Origin of the sequence: Clostridium sp., from assembly GCF_036639235.1 — a bacterium.
Taxonomy (GTDB): domain Bacteria; phylum Bacillota; class Clostridia; order Clostridiales; family Caloramatoraceae; genus Clostridium_AB.
On the sequence record NZ_JAVWJB010000002.1, the window covers coordinates 60831 to 83556 of the forward strand.

Annotated in this window: 22 protein-coding genes; all 22 read right to left on the reverse strand. The window is 32.5% G+C overall.

What is annotated here, in order from left to right; all coding sequences use genetic code 11:
* Nucleotides 1-4: 4 nt before the first annotated feature.
* Nucleotides 5-232 carry a YggT family protein gene (locus RR539_RS10880; protein WP_442878378.1) on the reverse strand — a complete coding sequence of 76 codons (228 nt, stop codon included), beginning with the start codon at nt 230-232 and terminating at the stop codon, nt 5-7.
* Between the two features lie 38 nt (nt 233-270).
* Nucleotides 271-792, reverse strand: a complete 522-nt coding sequence (locus RR539_RS01085) for a cell division protein SepF (protein WP_332473001.1) — start codon at nt 790-792, stop codon at nt 271-273.
* A gap of 21 nt (nt 793-813) precedes the next feature.
* On the reverse strand, nt 814-1503 hold the full coding sequence (locus RR539_RS01090; protein ID WP_332473000.1) for a YggS family pyridoxal phosphate-dependent enzyme: 690 nt from the start codon (nt 1501-1503) through the stop codon (nt 814-816).
* Nucleotides 1504-1514: 11 nt separating this feature from the next.
* Nucleotides 1515-2354: an HlyD family efflux transporter periplasmic adaptor subunit gene (locus RR539_RS01095; RefSeq protein WP_332483331.1), complete on the reverse strand. Its 840-nt coding sequence runs from the start codon at nt 2352-2354 to the stop codon at nt 1515-1517.
* 186 nt (nt 2355-2540) lie between these two features.
* The gene (spoIVA, locus tag RR539_RS01100) at nt 2541-4022 is read right to left on the reverse strand and encodes a stage IV sporulation protein A (protein ID WP_332472998.1); all 1482 of its coding nucleotides are present in this window, start codon (nt 4020-4022) and stop codon (nt 2541-2543) included.
* Between the two features lie 91 nt (nt 4023-4113).
* Nucleotides 4114-5115: an NAD(P)H-dependent glycerol-3-phosphate dehydrogenase gene (locus tag RR539_RS01105; protein ID WP_332472997.1), complete on the reverse strand. Its 1002-nt coding sequence runs from the start codon at nt 5113-5115 to the stop codon at nt 4114-4116.
* Nucleotides 5116-5125: 10 nt separating this feature from the next.
* The gene (gene der, locus RR539_RS01110; RefSeq protein WP_332472996.1) at nt 5126-6445 is read right to left on the reverse strand and encodes a ribosome biogenesis GTPase Der; all 1320 of its coding nucleotides are present in this window, start codon (nt 6443-6445) and stop codon (nt 5126-5128) included.
* Nucleotides 6430-7758: a DUF512 domain-containing protein gene (locus RR539_RS01115; RefSeq protein WP_332472995.1), complete on the reverse strand. Its 1329-nt coding sequence runs from the start codon at nt 7756-7758 to the stop codon at nt 6430-6432. The genes der and RR539_RS01115 overlap by 16 nt, the downstream gene beginning before the upstream one ends.
* A 121-nt stretch (nt 7759-7879) precedes the next feature.
* Nucleotides 7880-8632: a phosphate ABC transporter ATP-binding protein PstB gene (gene pstB / locus RR539_RS01120; RefSeq protein WP_332472994.1), complete on the reverse strand. Its 753-nt coding sequence runs from the start codon at nt 8630-8632 to the stop codon at nt 7880-7882.
* A 43-nt stretch (nt 8633-8675) separates the two neighbouring features.
* Entirely contained in the window at nt 8676-10415 is a 1740-nt protein-coding gene (pnpS, locus tag RR539_RS01125; protein ID WP_332472993.1) for a two-component system histidine kinase PnpS, read from the reverse strand.
* A gap of 8 nt (nt 10416-10423) precedes the next feature.
* Nucleotides 10424-11116 carry a response regulator transcription factor gene (locus tag RR539_RS01130; RefSeq protein WP_332483332.1) on the reverse strand — a complete coding sequence of 231 codons (693 nt, stop codon included), beginning with the start codon at nt 11114-11116 and terminating at the stop codon, nt 10424-10426.
* Nucleotides 11117-11129: 13 nt separating this feature from the next.
* Nucleotides 11130-11897, reverse strand: a complete 768-nt coding sequence (gene pgeF, locus RR539_RS01135; RefSeq protein WP_332472991.1) for a peptidoglycan editing factor PgeF — start codon at nt 11895-11897, stop codon at nt 11130-11132.
* Between the two features lie 9 nt (nt 11898-11906).
* On the reverse strand, nt 11907-12404 hold the full coding sequence (gene nrdG, locus RR539_RS01140; RefSeq protein ID WP_332472990.1) for an anaerobic ribonucleoside-triphosphate reductase activating protein: 498 nt from the start codon (nt 12402-12404) through the stop codon (nt 11907-11909).
* A gap of 130 nt (nt 12405-12534) precedes the next feature.
* Nucleotides 12535-14565 (reverse strand): anaerobic ribonucleoside-triphosphate reductase, encoded by a 2031-nt coding sequence (gene nrdD, locus RR539_RS01145; RefSeq protein ID WP_332472989.1) that lies wholly within the window; start codon nt 14563-14565, stop codon nt 12535-12537.
* A gap of 14 nt (nt 14566-14579) precedes the next feature.
* Nucleotides 14580-15035 (reverse strand): transcriptional regulator NrdR, encoded by a 456-nt coding sequence (gene nrdR / locus RR539_RS01150; RefSeq protein ID WP_332472988.1) that lies wholly within the window; start codon nt 15033-15035, stop codon nt 14580-14582.
* 178 nt (nt 15036-15213) lie between these two features.
* The gene (locus RR539_RS01155; protein WP_332472987.1) at nt 15214-15501 is read right to left on the reverse strand and encodes a YlmC/YmxH family sporulation protein; all 288 of its coding nucleotides are present in this window, start codon (nt 15499-15501) and stop codon (nt 15214-15216) included.
* 118 nt (nt 15502-15619) lie between these two features.
* Nucleotides 15620-16393, reverse strand: coding sequence for an RNA polymerase sporulation sigma factor SigG (gene sigG / locus RR539_RS01160; protein WP_332472986.1), 774 nt, complete (start codon nt 16391-16393; stop codon nt 15620-15622).
* Nucleotides 16394-16483: 90 nt separating this feature from the next.
* Nucleotides 16484-17179: an RNA polymerase sporulation sigma factor SigE gene (gene sigE, locus RR539_RS01165; protein ID WP_332473050.1), complete on the reverse strand. Its 696-nt coding sequence runs from the start codon at nt 17177-17179 to the stop codon at nt 16484-16486.
* A gap of 50 nt (nt 17180-17229) precedes the next feature.
* A complete protein-coding gene (locus RR539_RS01170; protein ID WP_332483333.1) occupies nt 17230-18108 on the reverse strand; it encodes a sigma-E processing peptidase SpoIIGA in 879 nt (292 codons plus the stop codon).
* 293 nt (nt 18109-18401) lie between these two features.
* A complete protein-coding gene (pepF, locus tag RR539_RS01175) occupies nt 18402-20177 on the reverse strand; it encodes an oligoendopeptidase F (protein ID WP_332500165.1) in 1776 nt (591 codons plus the stop codon).
* 96 nt (nt 20178-20273) lie between these two features.
* Entirely contained in the window at nt 20274-21371 is a 1098-nt protein-coding gene (ftsZ, locus tag RR539_RS01180; RefSeq protein WP_332472983.1) for a cell division protein FtsZ, read from the reverse strand.
* A 21-nt stretch (nt 21372-21392) separates the two neighbouring features.
* Nucleotides 21393-22658, reverse strand: a complete 1266-nt coding sequence (gene ftsA / locus RR539_RS01185; protein WP_332472982.1) for a cell division protein FtsA — start codon at nt 22656-22658, stop codon at nt 21393-21395.
* Between the last annotated feature and the right edge of the window lie 68 nt (nt 22659-22726).

Genomic DNA, 22726 nt, shown 5'->3' on the forward strand with positions numbered 1-22726 from the left:
ACACTTAGTAAGCAAAACTTCTTAATATACTTTGTATGATATTTAATGCAAAAATTGCAAAAATTGGTGATAAGTCAATTGGTAATGCTGAAGACATAAATCTGTCTTGTAGTTTTCTAAATGGCATTACTATTGGATCTATTACTATTCCAATTGCCCTAGAAAAAGCATTACTTCTTGGTATAATAAACCAAGATAAAAGCGCATCAATTATTATTAACCATTGCACCACAGATAGAAACTTAATAATTATTATCAATTATATTCCTCCTACTCTTCAACTATATTAATAGCGTCACTTGGTTGACCATTCACTTCAGTTCTTATATAGTTTGTAAGGTCCACATTTTCTCCTACAAGTATATATACAAGATGTGATATTTGAGCAAACTTACCATTAATCGCGTAACATGCTCCTCCAATATAGTCAATCATTCTTTGTGCTAGTGGCAGGTCTACATCTAGTAGGTTAACTACTGCTATTTTCTTAGATTTAACAGCATCTACAACCTCCATCATATCTTCCATTTCCTTTGGTTTTTTAAGGATAACCTTTGGTGAAGATGATGAGTTAATACTTACTACCTTACCTTTACCAGCTGTTTTTATTGCATCTATTTCGTCAAAATCATTATTCATTGGCTTTCTTCTTTCATTCTTATCAGATTTTTTTTGTTTTACTTCTTCCTCATACTCATCTTGAGTATCTTCCATGTCCATGTCGTAATCGTCCTCTTCGCTTAACCCAATTGAACTAATAACTCTTTTAAAAATTCCATTTTTGTTTTCCATAGTTATACCCTCCTTAAATTATTACTTAAGGTAATCCCTTTCTCCAAAGATTCCAGTTCCTACCCTAACCATGTTAGACCCTTCTTCTATGGCCACTTCATAGTCACCAGTCATACCCATTGAAAGATATTTCATTTCCATAGAATTGTCTTCTAGGCATTTTAAGTGGTCAAATAATTTTCTCATCTCTTTAAAGTAGTTTCTAGCTTCTTCCTTACTACACTTTGGGGGAATCGCCATAAGTCCACATATTTTTATATTGTTAAATTCCTTAACCTTTTCTATAAATGAATTTAACTCATCCTTATGTATACCTGACTTTGTAGCTTCATCGCCAATATTTATCTGAACAAGAGTATTAACTACTATACCCTTTTTATCAGCTCGTTTATTAATTTCTTCTGCTAAGGAAATGTTATCAAGTGAGTGAATAAGATCTACCTTATCAACTATATACTTAACCTTATTCTTTTGAAGCTTTCCAATAAAGTGCCAAGAAGCATCTGGTATATTTTCATATTTATCCATAACCTCCTGTACCTTGTTCTCTCCAAATACCTTAATATTACATTCCCATGCCTCTTTTAGTAATTCAATAGGTTTTGTTTTGCTAACTGCTATAAGAGTTATCTCCTCAGGTGTCCTTCCTGATACTTTTGCTGCCTTTTCAATGTTTTTGTATACTTCATTAATGTTACTCATTAAGTCCATTATATCACCTCTTACCTTACCCTAGACCCTTCTTTTAAGGAAGCTTTAGGGCTAACAATTATATTATCGTATTCCTTTAATGTACTATTTTTCTTTGGCACTACAACAGCATATTCTCCATCATCATATAAAACATTAACACTTTTCTCATCAACATATCCATTTGACTTTCTAACAAGAACCTTGTATCCATTTTCTACAACTCTTACTGCTGAGGATGGAATTTTAAACCCCTTATAGTCAGACTTAATTATATTTCCATTAAAACCTCTTTTAAAGTTATTAAAATCTAGTCCATCTATAAGCTTAAGTATTAGGAATGTTCCTTCCTTCCTACTTATACTATCTTCAACTATAGTCCTAAACTTCTTATTACCTATTTCAATGGTAAATACTTGACCTTTTTTAAAACTACCATCTTTATTTAAAAAAGAATATATATATACATTATCAGGGTCTATTATCTTAATACCCTTATTTCCAGGGGTATATCCTATAATTTTATCCAATTCAGTTAAACTTAAACTTTTTATATTTTTTAAGTTATACTTATTTTCAAAACCATCAACATTCCCAATAAGAACCCCTGCCTCGGGACTTTTTAAACTGCTCGTTATTTTCTCTCCCTTAGCAACCCTATAACCATCATCACTTTTAAATGTTAAACTGTCACTTCCCTCGAGAACATACTCCTTAGCAAAATACATTCCCTTAAAGCTTACTTTATCATAATAACTAGTCATTGTTGCTGTTACAGTTTCTACAGGCATCTTATAAATAAAGGTAACGTACACAATTGCTATGCAAAATAGATATATCAAGCTATTTCTTATTCCAATTTTTCTAAGCATACACTTACCTCCATCATAACTTATGTATTCTTCAAAGATAGATATAATCCTTCAAATATTTTATACTTTATTTAATAATTTTACTTGATTTTTCACTAAAATACAAAACTTTTATGTTTTTTTAATTAATTTAGGGTTTTTTGGAAAATAAAAATAGCCTTGATTAAATCAAGACTATTTTATATTTTATAATATTATACAAATTAAGCTTCCACTACCGTCGTTAACAATCCTTTGAATTGTTCTTTGAAGTTTTGCTTGAATATCCTCAGGCATTTTTTGAATCTTACTTTGAAGACCTTCCTTAACAAGTTCCTCTAAAGACTTACCAAACATATTTGCCTGCCATAACTTTTGAGGGTCTGTTTCATACTCTTCAAGTAAAGCCTTAACAATATCTGCTCCCTGCTTTTCAATTCCAACAATAGGTGTTACCTCTGTTTCTACATTTGTTCTAATTAAATGTAGTGATGGAGCGGATGCACGAAGCTTAAGTCCACATCTACTTCCCTGTTTAACAGGTTCAGGATCCTCAAGTCTTAATTCATCCATTTGAGGCGGTACAATTCCATAACCTGTTTCCCTAACATCTCTAAGAGCATCTGATATTTTATCATATTCCTTCTTAGCAACAGTTAAGTCCTTCATTAGGTTAAGAAGACCAAACTCGCTTTCAATTTTACTATCTGATATTTCACCTAGAATCTTAAAGAATAGCCCCTCTTGAACCTTCATATCAAGGGTAGCTTTTCCTTCCCCTAATCTGATTTCGTCGAAGTTAACATTTCCTATAAAATCTAGGTCCTCATATCCCTTAGCAACAAACTTAACATCTCTTAACTTATCAATTCCTACTACTGATGATTTAATAGCAAGAACAAAGTTCTTCTTAAGCCAATGTGAATTATCTAGTGCCTCAACCCACTCAGGTAAGTTAACACCGATTTCTTTAACTGGGAATTCAAATAGGATTTTTTCTAGAATTCCTGTTATATCATCCATGTTCATATTTAGTGCATCTACTATTTGTACAGGCACCTCATACTTTTCTTCCATAGATGCCTTAAGTTCCTTAGTTTCATTACTATATGGTGAAAGTGAATTAAGAAGAACTATAAACGGCTTGTTAAGCTCCTTAAGTTCTGAAATAACCTTTTCTTCAGCCTCTAAGTAATTATCCCTTGGAATATCAGTTAGACTTCCATCTGTAGTTACAACAAGTCCAATAGTTGAATGTTCTGAAACAACCTTTCTAGTGCCTATTTCAGCAGCCTTAATAAATGGTATTTCATCTTCAAACCATGGTGTTTTAACCATTCTTAACTCATCATTTTCAATATGTCCTGTTGCACCATTAACCATGTATCCAACACAGTCAACCATTCTAATCCTCATTCGAGCATTATCAGTAAGTACAATTTCTACAGCTTCCTCGTTAGGAACAAATTTAGGCTCAACTGTTGTTATAGTTTTACCTGAACCACTTTGTGGCAATGTATCCTTTGCCCTTTCCTTCTTGTGGCTGTTTTCAATATTAGGAATTACCAATAAGTCCATAAATCTTCTTATAAAAGTTGATTTTCCAGTTCTAACAGGTCCTACAACACCAATATATATGTCTCCTTGAGTTCTTTCGGATATATCTTTATATATATCAAAGTTATCCACTGCCCTACCTCCCTTTATTAGTTTTTCTGTTAATATATATTGTAAATCTAACCTGTTTAGAACAAAAAAGATGCAGATAATCTGCATCTTTTTAAAGAAGTTCTTCAGTTTCGTGTGTTTTATTTCTAATCATAAGTTCATTTACTGCTTCCTTAGGGTTTTTACCCTCAAATAAAACACTATATAAAGCCTCTACAATAGGCATATGTACATTTAGCTTTCTAGATAAATGATATGTGGCTTCTGTTGCGCTAATTCCTTCAACTACCATTTGAACCTCTTCAACAGCTTCCTCCATTGTTTTTCCCTGTCCAATTAATATTCCTGCTCTTCTATTTCTAGAATGCATACTTGTACAGGTAACAATTAAGTCTCCTATTCCTGAAAGCCCTGCAAATGTTAATCCATTAGCACCAAGAGCACTGCCAAGTCTTCCTATTTCAACAATTCCTCTAGTCATTAATGCTGCCTTAGAATTGTCACCATAGCCTATACCATCAACAATACCAGCTGCAAGAGCTATAACATTCTTAACTGCACCGCCAAGCTCTACACCCTCAATATCATCATTAGTATACACTCTAAAACTCTTAGTCATAAAAATATCTTGCACTGCATAACTAATTTCCTTATCACTTGATGCTACCACTACTGCTGTTGGAATTTCCCTTGAAACCTCCTCAGCATGACTTGGTCCTGAAAGCACCGCAACCTTAGCTTTTGGTAATACCTCGCTGATTATTTTAGACATTGTTTTATATGTTCCATTTTCAATACCCTTTGATAAATTAACAATAATTTTATCAGTATCAGTTATTAACTTTATCTTTTCGCATGTAACTCTTACAGCATGTGATGGAACACATAAAACAATAAGTTCAGTATTCTCTAGTGCCTCTTCTAAAGTTTCAACAGGGAAAACGCTACTAGGAAGTTTAACTCCCTTTAAGTATCTAGCGTTTTCTCTATCTTTTTTCATATCCTGAATTAGCTCTGTATTTCTATCATACGTATAAACATCATATCCCTTATTACCAAGTAATACAGCTATGGCAGTACCAAAGCTTCCTGACCCTATAATAGAAATCTTCATGTTTTTCCCCCTAATCATCCTTTTTCTCTCTATAAATTATCCTTATAGGAGTTCCTTCAAGTCCAAAATGTTGTCTTAATTGGTTCTCTAAGTATCTTTGGTATGAAAAGTGTACTATATTTGTGTAGTTTACAAAGAATACAAATGTAGGTGGCTTAGTTGAAACCTGTGTAACGTAGTAAATCTTAAGTGCCTTACCTCTTTCAACTGGTGGCTGCTTCATCATTACCGCTTCACTTATAACCTCATTAAGTACCCCTGTTTTAATTCTCATTGAATGCTTTTCTGATACAAACTTAATAGTCTCTATAAGCTTATTAATTCTTTGACCTGACTTAGCTGAAATAAATACTATAGGAGCATATGGCATAAATGCAAGGTCGCATCTTACCTTATCAGTAAACTCATTCATAGTCTTGTCATCTTTCTCAATAAGGTCCCACTTATTAACAACTATAACGCAAGCTCTTCCTGCCTCATGTGCAAGTCCTGCTATTTTTTCATCCTGTTCTGTAACACCTTCAGTAGCATCAATCATAATAACGCATACATCGGATCTTTCAATAGAAGAAATAGCTCTAAGTACACTATATCTTTCTACTTCTTCAGAAACTTTACTTTTCCTTCTAATTCCTGCAGTATCTATAAATAAAAATTTATCGTCTCCAAATTGTACATAGCTATCAATTGCATCTCTAGTAGTTCCTGCAACGTCACTAACTATAGCTCTTTCTTCTCCTGATAATTTGTTAAGAAGTGATGACTTTCCTGCATTTGGCTTACCAATAATAGCAACCTTAATATCAGAATCATTTCCAAGACCTTCTCCAATTGAATCAAAATTGTCAACAATCTCATCTAGCATATCACCAAGCCCTAGTGCCTGTGATGCTGAAATTGCAATAGGATCACCTATTCCAAGATTGTAGAACTCATATTTATTATCTTCAAGTGTAAGTGAGTCTATCTTGTTAACTACTAGTTCAACTGGCTTCTTTGACTTTCTAAGCATTGTTGCAACTTCATAATCAGCAGCTACAAGCCCTTCTCTTCCATCTACTATGAAAACAATAACATCTGCAGTTTCAATTGCGATTTCTGCTTGTCTTCTCATCTGCTTAAGAATAACGTCTTCACTATTTGGCTCTATACCACCTGTATCTATAAGAGTAAACTTATGGTTAAGCCACTCTACTTCTGCATATATTCTATCTCTAGTAACCCCTGGTGTATCTTCTACAATAGAGATTCTTTCACCTGCTAATCTGTTGAAAAGAGTTGACTTACCAACATTAGGTCTTCCAACAACAGCAACTATTGGTTTTGACATACAATCACCTCGTCTATAATTTTTTGGACTAAGTCTTCACCTGTGTATTTACATTTGACTATGTTTGTGTTTAAAGCCTCTCTTAGCTCATCTAATGTAATATCATCAAGGAAAATATCCTTATCTGCCTTAAGCATATTTGATGGAATAACTAGACACTTTTCAGGTTCTTTACCCTTAAAGTAGTTAATAATATCCGTTGCTACTATTAGTCCTGCAACTGATATTTCTCCACCAAAAAACTCATTTTTTATTTTGTGCACATTAATAGTTATATTAAGCTTTTTTTCTATTTTGTCTGCTTCAGCCCTAACATATTCATAGGCAGATTCACCGGTTATAATTCCAGCTACCTCTCCACTACCTTTTATGTTAGTTGTATCTAGAGCTTCATCCACACATGACTCTAAATACCTAATCATACCAATCCCATCCTCAATCTGTTCAAAATCATCATAATGCTCATATGATGGAAGATCCGTATTAGCAAGCACATAAAATTCATCTGCAAGTCTTATAAAAGGGGAGCCGCACTTATTCATTAAATCTTCCTGAATAACCTTAACCTCTTCTATTACTTTCATTGCAGTATCCTTATTATATGTTTTAAGTTCGTGTAGGTTATCTCTAAATCTAGTTACTCCTACAGGCACAACTGATAAACTTAAAACATTAGGATTTAAGCTATATAAATCATATATAGTTCTCTTTAGTTCTTCCCCATCATTAATTCCTGTACATAAAACAACCTGACAATTAACCTGAATATGGTTATCTGTAAGCATCTTCAGAATTTCAAATACCTTCCCTGCATTTTTATTCTTAAGCATCTCAACCCTAAGGTCTGGATTGGTTGTGTGTACTGAAACATTGATTGGACTTATTCTATATTTAATAATTCTTTCAAGATCTTCATCCTTCATATTCGTTAAAGTTACGAAATTTCCTTGTAGGAAAGATAATCTTGAATCATCATCTTTAAAGTAAAGACTGCTTCTTAAATTCTTAGGAAGCTGATCTATAAAACAAAATACACATTTATTGTGACATCTTCTTGCATGGTCAATTATAGGGTCTTCAAAATCAATTCCTATATCTTCATAGTAATCCTTTTCGATTTCTATTTCCCACTCTTCCATATCTGGTTTTCTAATAATAAGGGTTAAAACCTCATCACAAATAATGTATCTATATTCTATTATATCCTTAACTACCTGATCATTTATACTGACTAAAACATCTCCAACTTCAATCCCAACTTCTTCTGCTATGCTCCCCGCACTAACACTGCTAATTATTATATCTTTAGCCATAAAAATCACTCCATATTTTAAATTCAGTATACTTTAATTCATTAAGTTATAATACCATTTAAACACTTAAATATCAAGGCAAAGCAAAATATGAAAAAGGGTAGGAACCCCTACCCTTTAATTAATCAAAACGTCCAGTAATATAATCTTCTGTTTGCTTTTTGCTTGGATTATAGAATATTTTTTGTGTTTCATCATATTCGACAAGATCACCATTTAGGAAAAATGCAGTGTTATCTGATATTCTTCCTGCCTGCTGCATGTTATGTGTTACTATAACAACAGTATAATTTTTCTTCATCTGTGCTATAAGTTCTTCTACCTTAGAAGTTGAAATAGGATCTAGTGCTGATGTTGGTTCATCCATTAAGAGCACTTCTGGTTCTGTTGCAATTACCCTTGCAATGCACAGCCTTTGTTGCTGCCCACCTGATAATGATAAGCCAAGGTCATCAAGTCTATCCTTAACCTCATCCCAAAGAGCAGCCTCTTTAAGGCTTTTTTCTACAATAACATCAAGCTCTGCCTTACTCGTAATACCGTGTATCCTAGGTCCATATGCTACATTATCATATATTGACATAACAAATGGATTTGGCTTTTGGAATACCATGCCTATCTTCTTTCTAAGTTCATACACATCTGTATCCTTATAAATATCTTGTCCATTATAGTTAATTTCACCAGTAACCTTAACATTCTCTATAAGATCATTCATTCTGTTAAGAGATCTTAGAAATGTTGACTTACCACAACCTGAGGGCCCAATTAATGCAGTTACCTTATTCTTAGGTATTTCTATGTTAATGTCCTTTAAAGCATGGTTAGTACCGTAGTATAAATTTAAGTTTTTTACAGTTATTGCGCTTTTCAAATTAATTCCCCCCTAAGGATTATGTAATTATATCTTAATTTAGCTATGTTAACTTCTCATTAACTAAAGGTAAAGTTATAGTAAAGGTTGTTCCTCGTCCCACTAAAGACTTAACCCTAATCTTACCGTCAAAGAGCATAACTATATGTTTAACAATCGCAAGCCCAAGACCTGTACCACCTGATGTACGTGATCTATCCTTATCTACACGATAAAATCTTTCAAATAGCCTCTCAATATGTTCCTTTTCTATACCTATACCATTATCCTTAACTTTAATAACTATATTATTACCACTTTTCATTAAGTATATGTAAACAAATCCACCATCGTTAGTATATTTAATTCCGTTTTCTATAACGTTTATTAGCATTTGCTTAAATTTGTCCCTATTACCTACAATACATTCATCTTTTATAGAGCATATAAAATCTAATGTAATGTTTTTCTTATCTGCAATAGCCTTTGTAATGTCATATACCTCCCTAGAGGCTTCTTTTACATTAATAAGAGCATCGTGGTTAATATTGTCCTTATTTTCTATTTCAGATAGAACTAGCACGTCATTAATAAGCCTTGTTAACCTATCAGCTTCTATATTTATTATGTCTAAAAATCTATCATGTGTTGGCTTATCCTCTACATGTTTTAGAGTTTCAGCAAATCCCTTAATTGATGTAAGAGGTGTTTTTAGTTCATGTGATACATTGGCTACAAAGTCACTTCTCATCTGCTCAAGCTTTTTAACCTTAGTTATATCTTGAACCATAATTAATACTCCAATTACCTCTTTACCATTTTCATAGCTTATAGCATTTGTTGCTCTTATTTTAAGGTATCTAACCTCTGGGTAAGTAATTGTTATTTCTTCCTCACCACTTGGCATATCCCGAATAATCTTTTCTATGTCGTGATTTCTAATTACCTCAATAAAATACTTCCCTATTATTGTTTCATCAAGATTAAATAATGTTTGTGCAGCTGGGTTAATCATAAGTATTCTACTACTATCATCTATTACAATAATTCCGTCCTCACTGTTAGATAATATAGATACAAGTTTACCCTGTTTATCTGTAAGATTTGCAATAGTATCCTCAAGACTTTGTGCCATTAAATTAAATGAACTGGCAAGTTTACCAATTTCATCCTTACTTCTAAGTTTAATTCTTCTATTATAATTACCCTTAGATATTGTTTCAGCCATTTCCTTAAGTCTTGTTATAGGCTTTGTTATTATGCTTATATATATATACATAAATACTGATGATACAATAATTCCAACTATAATAGTAAATAAAATAATCTTATAATAGCTACTTTGAAGATCTTTTATAGCATCAAGTTTAACTGCTAAACGTATAACATATTCTTCACCATCAAGGATTACCTTCTTAGCATAGTAACACATATCAGTCTTAGCTGTTTTACTATACCTAACCACATATGAACTTCCTGTTTTAAAGGCTTCTCTAATTTCTTTTCTATCCTTATGATTATCAAGTGATCCGAAGTCAACACTTGAATCTCCAACAACTATTCCTGTTTTTGAAACAATTGTTATTCTTCTATTAATTTTAGAGTTAATTGTTTTTGCAATTTGACTAAAATTATCGATGTTAATTTCTTTTATGTACTCAGAAGTAATATACACCTCTGACTGTAATGCTTCTTTATTAGTTTCAAGTATAGCATGCTTTGTGTAACCATATAATATAAACCCTGTTATACCAACAGTTAATATTATGGTTATCATAAAAAGTGCAAAAAGCTTTTTTCTCATATTAACTCCTAATCCTTAAACTTATAGCCTATTCCACGTACAGTTTCTATATATCTAGGCATCTTATCGTCATCCTCAATTTTCTTTCTAAGGTGTCTTATATGAACGTCTACCGTTCTTGTTTCTCCATAATATTCATATCCCCATACCTTATCTAATAAGTAGTCCCTTGTTAGAACCTTTCCTCTATTAACTATTAAAAGTTTTAAAAGTTCAAATTCCTTAAGTGTTAACTCTATTTTTCTAGAAGACTTAGTAACCTCATGCTTATCAAGATTAATTTCAAGTTCCTCAATACTTATAACATTAGCCTTACTGTCATCCTTATGATTTCTTCTGAGAACAGCCTTTATTCTAGCAATTAACTCCCTAACTGAAAATGGCTTAGTAATATAATCATCTGCACCAATTTCAAGTCCAAGTATCTTATCTAGTTCTTCCCCCTTAGCAGTTAACATAATCACAGGTATATGTTCTGTATCCTTTGATCTATTAATGTGCTTACACACATCAAATCCATCCATTTCTGGAAGCATAATATCTAATAATATAAGGTCTGGTACCTTTTCTGTTGCGATCTTTATAGCTTCTTTACCATTTTGGGCAGTAATAACCTTATATCCATTTGATTCAAGATTATACTTTAAAAGCTCTATAATATGCATTTCATCGTCAACTATGAGAATTTTTTCATTTGCCATTACTATACCCCTCCTAAGAAATTTCTATAAATGAACCTATTCTTCCTGTTTTACCACTTTGTCTTCTATATGAATGAAAGATTTCACCTGTACATACACTACACATATCTAGGAAATCTATATTGTCTAATAAAATATTATTTTCTAGTGCTTCTTTTTCAACCTCTTTATAAAGGTCTACAAAATATTTGTTACCACGAATTTCATAAAAATTGAACTTATTTATAATATCAGCTGATACTTCAAAGCAGCAACTCCCAATAAAGGGTCCTATTGCAACTATAATATCCTCTGAACTCGTTTTAAATTCCTGCTTCATTTTACTTATGGTTTTAGTAAGTATTTTACCTACAACTCCACGCCATCCTGCATGTATAGCAGCTACTACTTTTTTGTTTTTGTCATATAAAAGTATAGGTACGCAGTCAGCTGTAAAAACTCCAATAGGTAAATTCTTCTCAGCTGTAATAATAGCATCTCCATCTTTTCCTACAACCTGGTCTACGTTATCTCTATTAACTAAATAAACATCTTGACCATGTACCTGATGAAGATATGCAATGCTACTTGACATATTACATTCTCTTAATATTATATTAAAATTCTCTTTAACATTGTCTTTGTTATCATTTGTATAAACACCAAGGTTTAAACTTTCAAATTCACCTTCACTAACACCACCATTTTTAGTACTAAAAAAATGTTTAATACCCTCATTAAGTAATGATTTACTTTGAATATATTCAAGTGAACCCTTTTTAACTATGTTAAATTTACTCATAATACCCTCCTACCAATCTAATGTAACAGCTCTTCGATTTTTAATGCTTTCTTTAACACTTACAACTCTTTGATTTTCAGATCCTCTAAAGGCTAATTTAAGCGATTTCTTATTATCTATAAAAGGACCATCTATTAAAACATCTATATTTTCAAGTAGTTCCTTTGTTTCTTTATTTTTATATAGGCTTTCAAATGTAAATCCTGAATAGGAAATAATATGAATATTATTCTCTTTAAGACGCTTTGCAATATATGCAAATTCCTTTGGTTGGTAAAAAGGATCCCCTCCACTAAAGGTTACCCCATCTATGTATTTTAAACTTTTTATTTCTTCAATTAAATCATCAACATCCATTTCATTATTTATATTAAAACTATGTGTACTAGGGTTATGACATCCCCTGCAGTTATGTTTACACCCCTGGGCAAAAATAACATATCTAATTCCTGGACCATCAACTACACTATCTTTTTTTACTCCTGCTAAATTTACCTTCATCTTCATCACCCTTTTAAATTATATCATATTTATTAATTCATTAAGTTAATTCTTAGCTACATATTTAACCTTCACTTAACATACATAGTTAATTATATTAAAAAAGGAGTCTCCTATTTGAGACTCCTTAAATTTATTAGTCGTGTTTAACTCTCAGATCTAGCTCTGCCTTTTTAGCATCATTAAATCTATCTACAGTTGAAAGATATCCTGTTATTCTTCTGATTCTTCTAATATCATGGTTTCCGCACTCTGGGCACATATCTTCCTCAATAATTCCGCTATGTCCACAAACTCTACATTCATCAATAGGGAAGTTTATTCCAGCATAACCTATATCACACTTGTTCATCCATCTTAGAATGTTTTCAAATGCATCAAGGTTTTGATTAATGCTTGAGTCAAGCTCTATATAAGAAATGTGTCCACCACTACATAGGCTATGGAATCTTCCTTCTATTTCCATCTTATCAAATAAAGTCATTTCCTTATCTACAGGAACATGGTATGAATTTGTATAGAATTCCTTGTCTGTTACTCTTTCTACACTACCAAATTTCTTACTATCTCTTGGTGTAAATCTTCCTGCTGTACCCTCTGCTGGAGTTGCATAACATACAAAATTAAGTCCTGTTGCTTCACTTGTTTTATCACAGTATTCTCTAATATGTGATATTATCTCATACCCAAGGTCAAGCGCTTCCTTACTTTCTCCATGGTGCTTACCTATAAGGGCTATAAGTGTTTCAGCAAGTCCTATAAATCCGATTCCAAGTGTACCATTTTTTATAGCATCCTTTATTGAATCATCAAGTCCTAAATTATCTGAACCTAGGTATAGCTTCTGTCCCATTAGGAATGGAAGGTCGCGTACCTTAAGGTCACAAACAACTGAGAATCTGTGTAGAAGCTGTCTACTACATAGATCAAGAATTCCATCAAGTTCATTAAAGAATTCCTTAATATTGTTTTTACCAGCTTTAAGAGCAAGTCTTGGAAGATTAATTGTTATAGGAGCAATATTTCCTCTTCCCGCTGATACTTCCTCACCATTTCTATTTGAAATAGTTCTTGTTCTACAACCCATGTATGATACTTCATCACCATACTTTTTATTAAAGCTTGTATCCATAAAGCTAAATGTTGGGTTCATTCTATGTGATGCTACCTTAATAGCAAGCTTGAATAGATCGTAGTTAGGATCACCTTCATTAAAGTTAATACCTTCTTTAACTCTAAATACAAGATTCGGGAATATTGGGCTTTCCCCCTTACCAAGTCCTCTATCAAAAGCTTCAAGCATAGCCTTTATTACCATTCTACCCTCTTCACTAGTATCAGTTCCAAGATTAATACTACTAAATGGAACCTGAGCACCAGCTCTTGAGTGCATACTGTTTAAGTTATATACAAGTGCCTCCATAGCTTGGTATACCTCTTCATATCCAGGCTTCACAGTTAGATTTCTAATAACATCCGCCATTGACTTATCAAAGTGTGGGAAACTTTGCCCACCAAACATATCATTTTGGTTACTTTGAAGAATAATAGCAGCTTGAGCTGTTGCTGATGCTATTCTCTTAGGTGGTCTTATATAACCATATCCTGTGTTAAATCCTGACTCAAACATTTTCCCAAGGTCTATTTGAAGACAGTTAATTGTTTTCCCATAAAAATCAAGGTCATGTATGTGTACATCGCAATTAATGTGAGCCTTTGACATATCTTCAGGAATAATATTATTTAAATAATATTGTTTACTTGCAGCTGATGCTATTTGAAGCATTTTAGCTGAAGGTGAGTTACCAATATTAGCATTCTCTCTACTTGTTTCAACTAGTATTTCGCGAACAACATCCATAAGCTCAGACTTTGCTTCCCTATATCTTGTTCTTTTATTCCTATGTAATATATATGCCTTTGCAGTCTTAGCATGTCCTTCCTCTATTAAAACCTTTTCAACAGTATCTTGAACATCTTCAACCCCTGGAACACTACTACCATCTAGTCCGTTTAAAAGCTGTGAAACAACTTTTTCTGCAAGAATTTCTGCTGTACTATAATCAGAACCTCCAACTCCTTGTGCTGCAAGGAATATCGCTCTTGCTATTTTTTCCTTACTAAATGAAACTAGTCTTCCATCTCTTTTTTTAATTTCTGTAACCATACACTGCACCCCTTCTATTTCTCCTCTAGTATCTTCTGCAATTCATTTAAAAAAGTATTTATATCTTTAAACTGTTTGTATACAGAAGCAAACCTAACATACGCAACATCGTCTAACTTCTTAAGCTTCTCCATTACAATTTCGCCTATATAGTTAGTACTAATCTCCCTGTTCATTGTATTTTGAACATGTCTTTCAATTTCATCTACAACATTTTCCATATCTGTAATTGAAACAGGTCTTTTTTCACAGGACCTTAAAACACCATTTAGAATCTTACGTTTACTAAATGGCTCCCTAGTACCGTCCTTTTTAACTACGTAGACTGGTATATCCTCAACCTTTTCATAAGTAGTAAATCTCTTTAAACAACTTATACATTCTCTTCTTCTTCTAATAGAAGCGTTATCTTCCGTAGGTCTTGAGTCAAGTACCTTAGTCTCTACATTTGAACAAAATGGACACTTCAATATATATCACTCCAAACACTATGTCTAGTGGTTAGTAACAAACTAAACACTCAACATTTAGTTACTTAAATTAGTATAACAACTATATATAGTATAGTCTAACCTAAAAAATTCTTATATAACTATATAAATATGTGGAATTTCAAATATATCATTACTTTCCTCACGAATACTTTATTTATATCCTCTTCTCTTCACTTGCATTTTTATTAAGTAAATCAACAAGCATTATGTCAACCCCAATAACCTTTATTTGATCCCATGTTATTTCTATTTCATCCTTCTTTTTAAATACTGAAAAAATCCCACTTTGATATGGAATAACAAAGGACTTTATATATGTAAGCTCCTCATCAAATACAATATCCCCAATAAAACCAAGTCTCCTACCCTCTGCAACGTCTATTACTTCCATATTTTTAAGTTCTGATAACTTAAGCTTATTTGTTTCTTCCTTCTTATCCATAAAACCACCTCCTACCAAAGATATATGCATATAATATGTAAAGTAGAATTGGTTTTATCGGTTTATAAAAATAAAAAAAGCTAGAAAATATTTCTAGCTTAATTAATACTATATTAAATTATAAATACTTTCTCATATGAGATAGGGCTGTTTTCTCAAGTCTTGAAACCTGTGCCTGTGAAATACCTATTTCATTGGCAACCTCCATTTGAGTCTTACCCTCAAAAAATCTTAGATTAAGAATATGTTTTTCACGATTATTCAGTCTTTGAATAGCCTGTTTAATTGATATATTCTCAACCCAGCTATCATCATGATTCTTATTGTCGCTTATCTGGTCCATAACAAATATAGCGTCACCACCATCATGGTAAATAGGTTCAAATAGGGATACAGGGTCTTGAATTGCATCTAGTGCAAAAAACACCTCTTCCCTTGGAATATTAAGTTCCTTAGCTATCTGGGATATATTCGGTTCCTTGTTGTTTTTTGCAATAAGCTTATCTCTAACCTGTAGCGCCTTATATGCAATATCCCTAAGTGATCTACTAACTCTAATTGAGTTATTATCGCGAAGATATCTTCTAATCTCCCCAATTACCATAGGAACAGCATATGTAGAAAACCTAACATTTTGGCTTAAGTCAAAGTTATCGATAGCTTTAATAAGACCTATACATCCAACTTGAAATAAATCATCTAAGTTCTCACCTCGATTGTTAAATCGCTGTATTACACTTAGAACAAGTCTTAAGTTACCCTGGATAAATTCCTCTCTAGCAGCTTCGTCGCCATTTCTAATCTTTAGCATTAACTCTCTCATCACATCTGCTTTAATAACAGGTAACTTTGATGTATTAACTCCACAGATCTCAACTTTATTAATCATCATAGGTCAATCTCATCCCCTTTAGTGTAGCTTTAATTACATTATCTCCCTATCACTATTTTTTTATACTCGGATTGACCTTACCAAATTTTCCTATATCATTTTATTTATGTCTTTTTTAAGCCTTTTTATTATTCGTTTTTCAAGTCTTGAAATATATGACTGTGATATTCCTAAAATATCTGCTACTTCCTTTTGGGTTTTTTCTCCTCCACCTTGAAGACCAAACCTAAGTTCCATAATTTGTTTTTCACGATTATTAAGCCTACACATTGCATTTTGAAGAAGTTCTTTTTCAACCTCTGACTCTATTTCGTGATATATAAGATCATTTTCTGTTCCTAAAATATCTGATAATAATAACTCATTACCGTCCCAATCTACATTAAGGGGCTCATCAAAGGATATTTCCGCCCTTACCTTACTATTTCTTCTAAGATACATTAATATCTCATTTTCAATGCATCTTGAGGCATATGTTGCAAGCTTTATATTCTTCTGTGGGTCAAATGTATTAACTGCCTTTATAAGACCAATTGTTCCTATTGAAATTAAATCCTCAACACTAATTCCTGTGTTTTCAAACTTTCTAGCAATATATACTACAAGTCTTAGGTTACGCTCTATAAGAGTACTTCTAACCTCTTCATCACCATTACGAAGCTTTTCAACAAGCTCCTTTTCCTCGTCTATTGTTAAAGGAGCAGGAAGTGCCTCATTTCCCCCAATATAATATACCTCATCCTTACCAAATAAATTAAAGTAAAGCTGACTAATATATGTTTTAATACTTAAAAGTTTATCTTTGATTATAGATATAATTCCCACTTTTTACCCCCCTAAATTAAAATTTCAGGAAATGCCAATGCATCAAAATTTCCCTCACCTAAAAAGGCCTTATTATGAAATGCTATTGTAATTCCCTTATTTACCTTCACCTTATCTTTTCCCTTAGCAACTATCATATCGGTTTTCACTCCTGTTAAAGAGCCACCGCTTGTACCAATTGCACTATATGGAATTAATCTAAGTCGTGATTTTAGTCCTTCTTCCTCAAATATTTTTGAAATCTCACTGTATGCAAGATCACCCTCTTCTTTTATAGGTAGAATCTCTTTAAGGGCATTAAAGTCTGATACTATTACCTTTGAACCTGATTGGTCTACTAGGTAGTTTCCTGTATCTATAAATCCTTTAATAATGCAGCTCTTACCATTTATAAACACTTCTAGTTCTACTGCCATATCATTTTCTTTGTAGTAGGTTTCAAATACATCAAATCCTATTTTTACAAATATAGTAGTTATAATGCTTCCTACAATAACAAACCCTGGGGACATTCTACTTAACATATATCCACTATCCAGAGAATTTATATCACCAAATATCATATAGAAAATGCCAATAATTCCTCCCCCTAAAAGGAATGCTATAGTATAGAATACAAAAACATATTTTAAAAATAGCTTTTTAGTTTTTGGAGTAAAAGCTATGTAAATCATTAATATAGATACTAAAACCTTAAAAGCTAAAGTGTAAAGTATGTGTAATTGATCGAAAAATATTACAAATACATAAAGGGCTCCTATAAAAGAAGCAATTAGCATCTTATAAGCTTTAGTATCTATTTTACATAACCTTTTGAGCAGATATATAAGAAAAAAATTCATAGCTAAATTTTGGAGTATTAACACATCTATATAAACCTCATAGCCCACAATTATTCCCCCCTATAAATTTACCCTGTAAACTCATAACATAATTATAAAACTTATATAATGTAAAATTTGTCAGTATATAAAAATATATTCAATAAACCATTCCCTATTTAACTACACTTTAGGACATAAAAAATAGGGCCTAAAAAGGCCCTAGGGGGAATGGGGTTATGTATAAAACTATAAAGAACGTATAGTGCGGGATATTCACCATACATCATTAAATATTATTAACCATATTCTAAGTTAATATACATATATATATTATTGTCACATTATATATAATAAAGAGGTTATTTTTTATATTCCTCTATAAGATACTTCATCATATCTAATGTATCTTCAAGTGGCTTTGTTGTAGTAAAGTCAACTCCTGCTTTTTGAAGAAGATTAATAGAATAATCACTTCCTCCAGACTTTAAAAACTCCATATAGTTACTTAGGTGTGACCTATCCTTAATTATTGACTTTGCCATACTTATACCAGCTGCAAGCCCTGTAGCATACTTATAAACATAAAATGAATCAAAAAAGTGTGGAATTCTTGCCCATTCTGACTGAACCTCTTCATCTATAACACATGAATTTCCATAATACTTCTTATATAAGTCTATCCATATTTCGCACATATCATCAGCTGTTAAAGATTCTCCATTATCACTTTTACCATGGATAATAACTTCAAATTCAGCAAACATACCTTGTCTAAAGAATGTTGTTCTAATCCCCTCAAGGAACTGAATTATAACGGCCTTCCTCTTGTCTCCTGTTAATGTATCCATAAGATACATATACATTAAACACTCATTTGTAATAGAGGCTACCTCAGCACAGAATATTGTATATGAAGAGTATACATATGGCTGAGTCTTTCTTGAGAAATACGAATGTACAGAGTGTCCCATTTCATGTACTAGGGTTAATACATCATCAAGTTTATCCTTATAATTTAGTAGAATAAATGGGTGTGTGTCATATGAACCCCATGAATAAGCACCTGTATACTTACCCTTATTATAATAAACGTCAATCCATCTATTATTAAATGCTTCATCTACAACAGCTAAATAGTCTTTACCTAATATATTTAAAGCGATCCTACTCATATCTTTAGCTTCTTCATAACTAAATGACATATCCTCCTCCTTAACTGGAGCATATAGATCATATAAGTGCATTGAATCAAGTCCTAATTCATTTTTCTTAAGTAGTATATATTCATCAAGTAGCGGTATTCCTTTATGTACAACATCTATTACATTTTGATAAACCTTTCTATCTATATTATCATCAAATAATGCTGCATCAAGTGATGATGTAAATCCTCTAGTTTTACTATAAAAAGTATCTTTTTTAACTGCTGAGGATAATATTGCACCATATGTAGCTTTAAATGAGCCATATGTATTAAACATACTCTTAAATGCATTTTCACGAAGAGTTCTATCATCACTTCTTATATATGAAGAATAACTTGAATCATTAAGTTCAAGGACCTCTCCCTTTGAGTTTTTAACATCTGGGTACTTAAGGTCTACATAGCTAAGCATTTTGTATATATTATCAAATGCCATAGCCATTTCTTGAGAGGATGATAAAATCTTCTCTTCTTTTTCGCTTAAAACCACTTTCTTCTTTCTAATAAGTTCCTTAATCATATTTTCGTATAATGAAAGCTTATGTTCTTCCTTTATTAAAGATAGGATTTTCTCTTCTCCGCCTTCTAATATTTCAGGTACAATAAATGACATTTCACTTGAGGAATCTACACTTATTTTCTCTCCAAGACTTGCAAGTGACTGTGATGCTGCATTAGCATTATCCTCATCCCGTTTCATAAATGTATAGGCTATGATTTTTCCAGCTAACCTTTCAACCTCATCTGATAACCATAAAACCTTGTAAAGATTTTCTCCACTATCAAGAACATGTCCCTTAATACTTAGTATTTCTCCTAATAAATGGTCTATTTTCTCCTTGTCCTTTAAAACTTCTTCCCTAGACTTATATATGGAATCAATATTCCATGTGTACTCAGGATTTATATTCTTTCTTTCTTTAACTTCCATTTAAATCACCTCATTATATAGTTATACCAATTTTTTATGATTTTAGTATAAAAATTTATAAATTAAAAAAAAGTAGCTAAAAGCTACTTTTAAATTTTATCTTCTTCTTTGATTTCTAAAGAACGGTGGAATATCTAAATCTATTGCACTATTTGGCATTTCAGGAGCCTTAGGCTTAACCTTAACTTCCTCAGCTTGTGTTACTGCTACTTCTTCTACAACTTCTTGAACAGCTGGCTTTGCAGCTTCAAATCCTGTTGCTATAACTGTAACTCTAACTTCTTCTCCTAGTGACTCATCAATAACAGCACCGAATATAATATTTGCATCTGGGTCTGCTGCTTCACGAACCTTATCCGCAGCTTCAGTTGCTTCAAAAAGACTTAATTCTGAACCACCAGCAATACTTAATAGTACTCCTGTAGCACCATTAATTGTAGTTTCAAGTAGTGGACTTGAGATAGCATTCATAGTAGCATCAACAGCTCTGTTGTCTCCACCTGCATATCCTATACCCATATGAGCTAGTCCTCTATCCTTCATTATAGTTGTAACGTCAGCAAAGTCTAGGTTAATAAGTCCTGGTACAACAATTAGATCTGATATACCTTGAACTCCCTGCTTTAATATGTCGTCTGCAACTCTAAATGCTTCAGTCATAGGTGTCTTCTTATCTACAACTTGAAGTAATCTATCATTAGGAATTATAACTAAAGTATCTACTTTTTCCTTAAGTTTTCTAATTCCATCATCTGCATGAACCATTCTTCTTCTACCTTCAAAAGCAAATGGCTTAGTTACTACACCAACTGTTAATATTCCCATTTCTTTTGCTATTTCAGCAACTACAGGAGCGGCTCCAGTACCTGTTCCTCCACCCATACCTGCTGTAATAAATACAAGGTCTGCACCCTTAAGTGCTTGGATTATTTCCTCACGTGATTCCTGTGCAGCTTTTTCCCCTATCTCAGGATTAGCTCCTGCACCAAGACCTCTAGTTAGCTTGTCTCCAATTTGAATCTTTTGACCAGCCTTTGAAAGGAATAGTGCCTGCTTATCAGTGTTTATTGAAATAAACTCAATTCCTTGAAGTTCTGCTTCTATCATTCTATTAACTGCATTGTTTCCGCCACCACCGCAGCCTACAACTTTAATCTGAGCGCCATTCTCTATATCAAACTCAAAATCTAGCACAATATTTCCCCCTTTAACTTTTTAGAAAAAGTCTGAAAAGAACTCTTTAACTTTTCCAAAGAATCCTGACTTTTCTTCATTATCATCTAATTCTTCAGTATCTGCAGCTACCTCATCATCATTATTATAAACATTCTCTTGTGATGATGTTTCACTTGATAACTTATTTTGAAGTGCATAAATTGCTATACCTGTTGATGCAGAATATGTAGGACTTGCAACTCCTATAAAATTAGGATATCCAAATCTAACTGGAATGTCAAAGTGGTTTTGAATAACCTCTTGAATTCCCTTAATATTAAATAATCCACCACCAGTTATTACAATACCTGCTGACAAATCATTGTCATATTCTGCTTTTTCTATAGCATCTCTTATAAGGTATAATATCTCAGATATTCTAGCCTCCATAACCTGTGCTACTTCGTATAGGCTAACACTTTTTTCACCCTTGCCACCTAGTGCATTTATTTTTACAGTTTCTTCAGGTTTAACAAGTGAACTTGTTGCAACCCCGTATTGTCTTTTAAGATTTTCTGAATCAGAGGATGATATTTTACATACCATAGATATGTCGCTTGTTATATGTCCCCCTCCAACTGGAATAACTTTTGTAAATTCTAAAGAACCCTTTTTATATATTGATATGTCAGTTGTCTCTGAACCTATATCAACAAGAGCTACACCTAGTTCCTTCTCATCTTCACTTAGAGTTATCATTGAAGTCCCTAGCGGTTCTAAAATAATTCCATCTAATTTAAGACCTGACTTTTCAACACTTCTAATAATGTTTTGTACTGTTGTGCATGATGCTACAACAAGATTAACATCAACTTCAAGCCTTACTCCCTTCATTCCGATAGGGTCCTTAATATCACCATAACCATCAACAATGTATTGCTCTTTGATTATATCAATAATTTCCTTATCCGAAGTTACAGAGAATACTCTTGCAGCTTGTAGTACTCTTTTAACATCATCAGAAGTTATTTCTCTATTGTCACCTGAAACTGCTATAACACCTTTATTTTTATATAGTCCAGCGTACCCACCAGGTATGTTTACAAAGGTAGACTTGATTTCTCTATTAGACATTTGCTCTGCTTGAGATACAGCATCTAATATAGCTTCAACAGTTGAATCAATATCAACTATAATACCCTTCTTAACACCTTTACATGGGGAAGTTCCAACACCTAATATATTAAACTGCTTCTTATTAATTTCAGCAAGTACTACACATACTTTTGATGATCCAATATCAAGTGATACTACTGTATTACTCATATAGTAATTAACCCCCTTATACCATTTGAAGTACTCTTTATATTATCTTTATCAATTTTATGTATTCG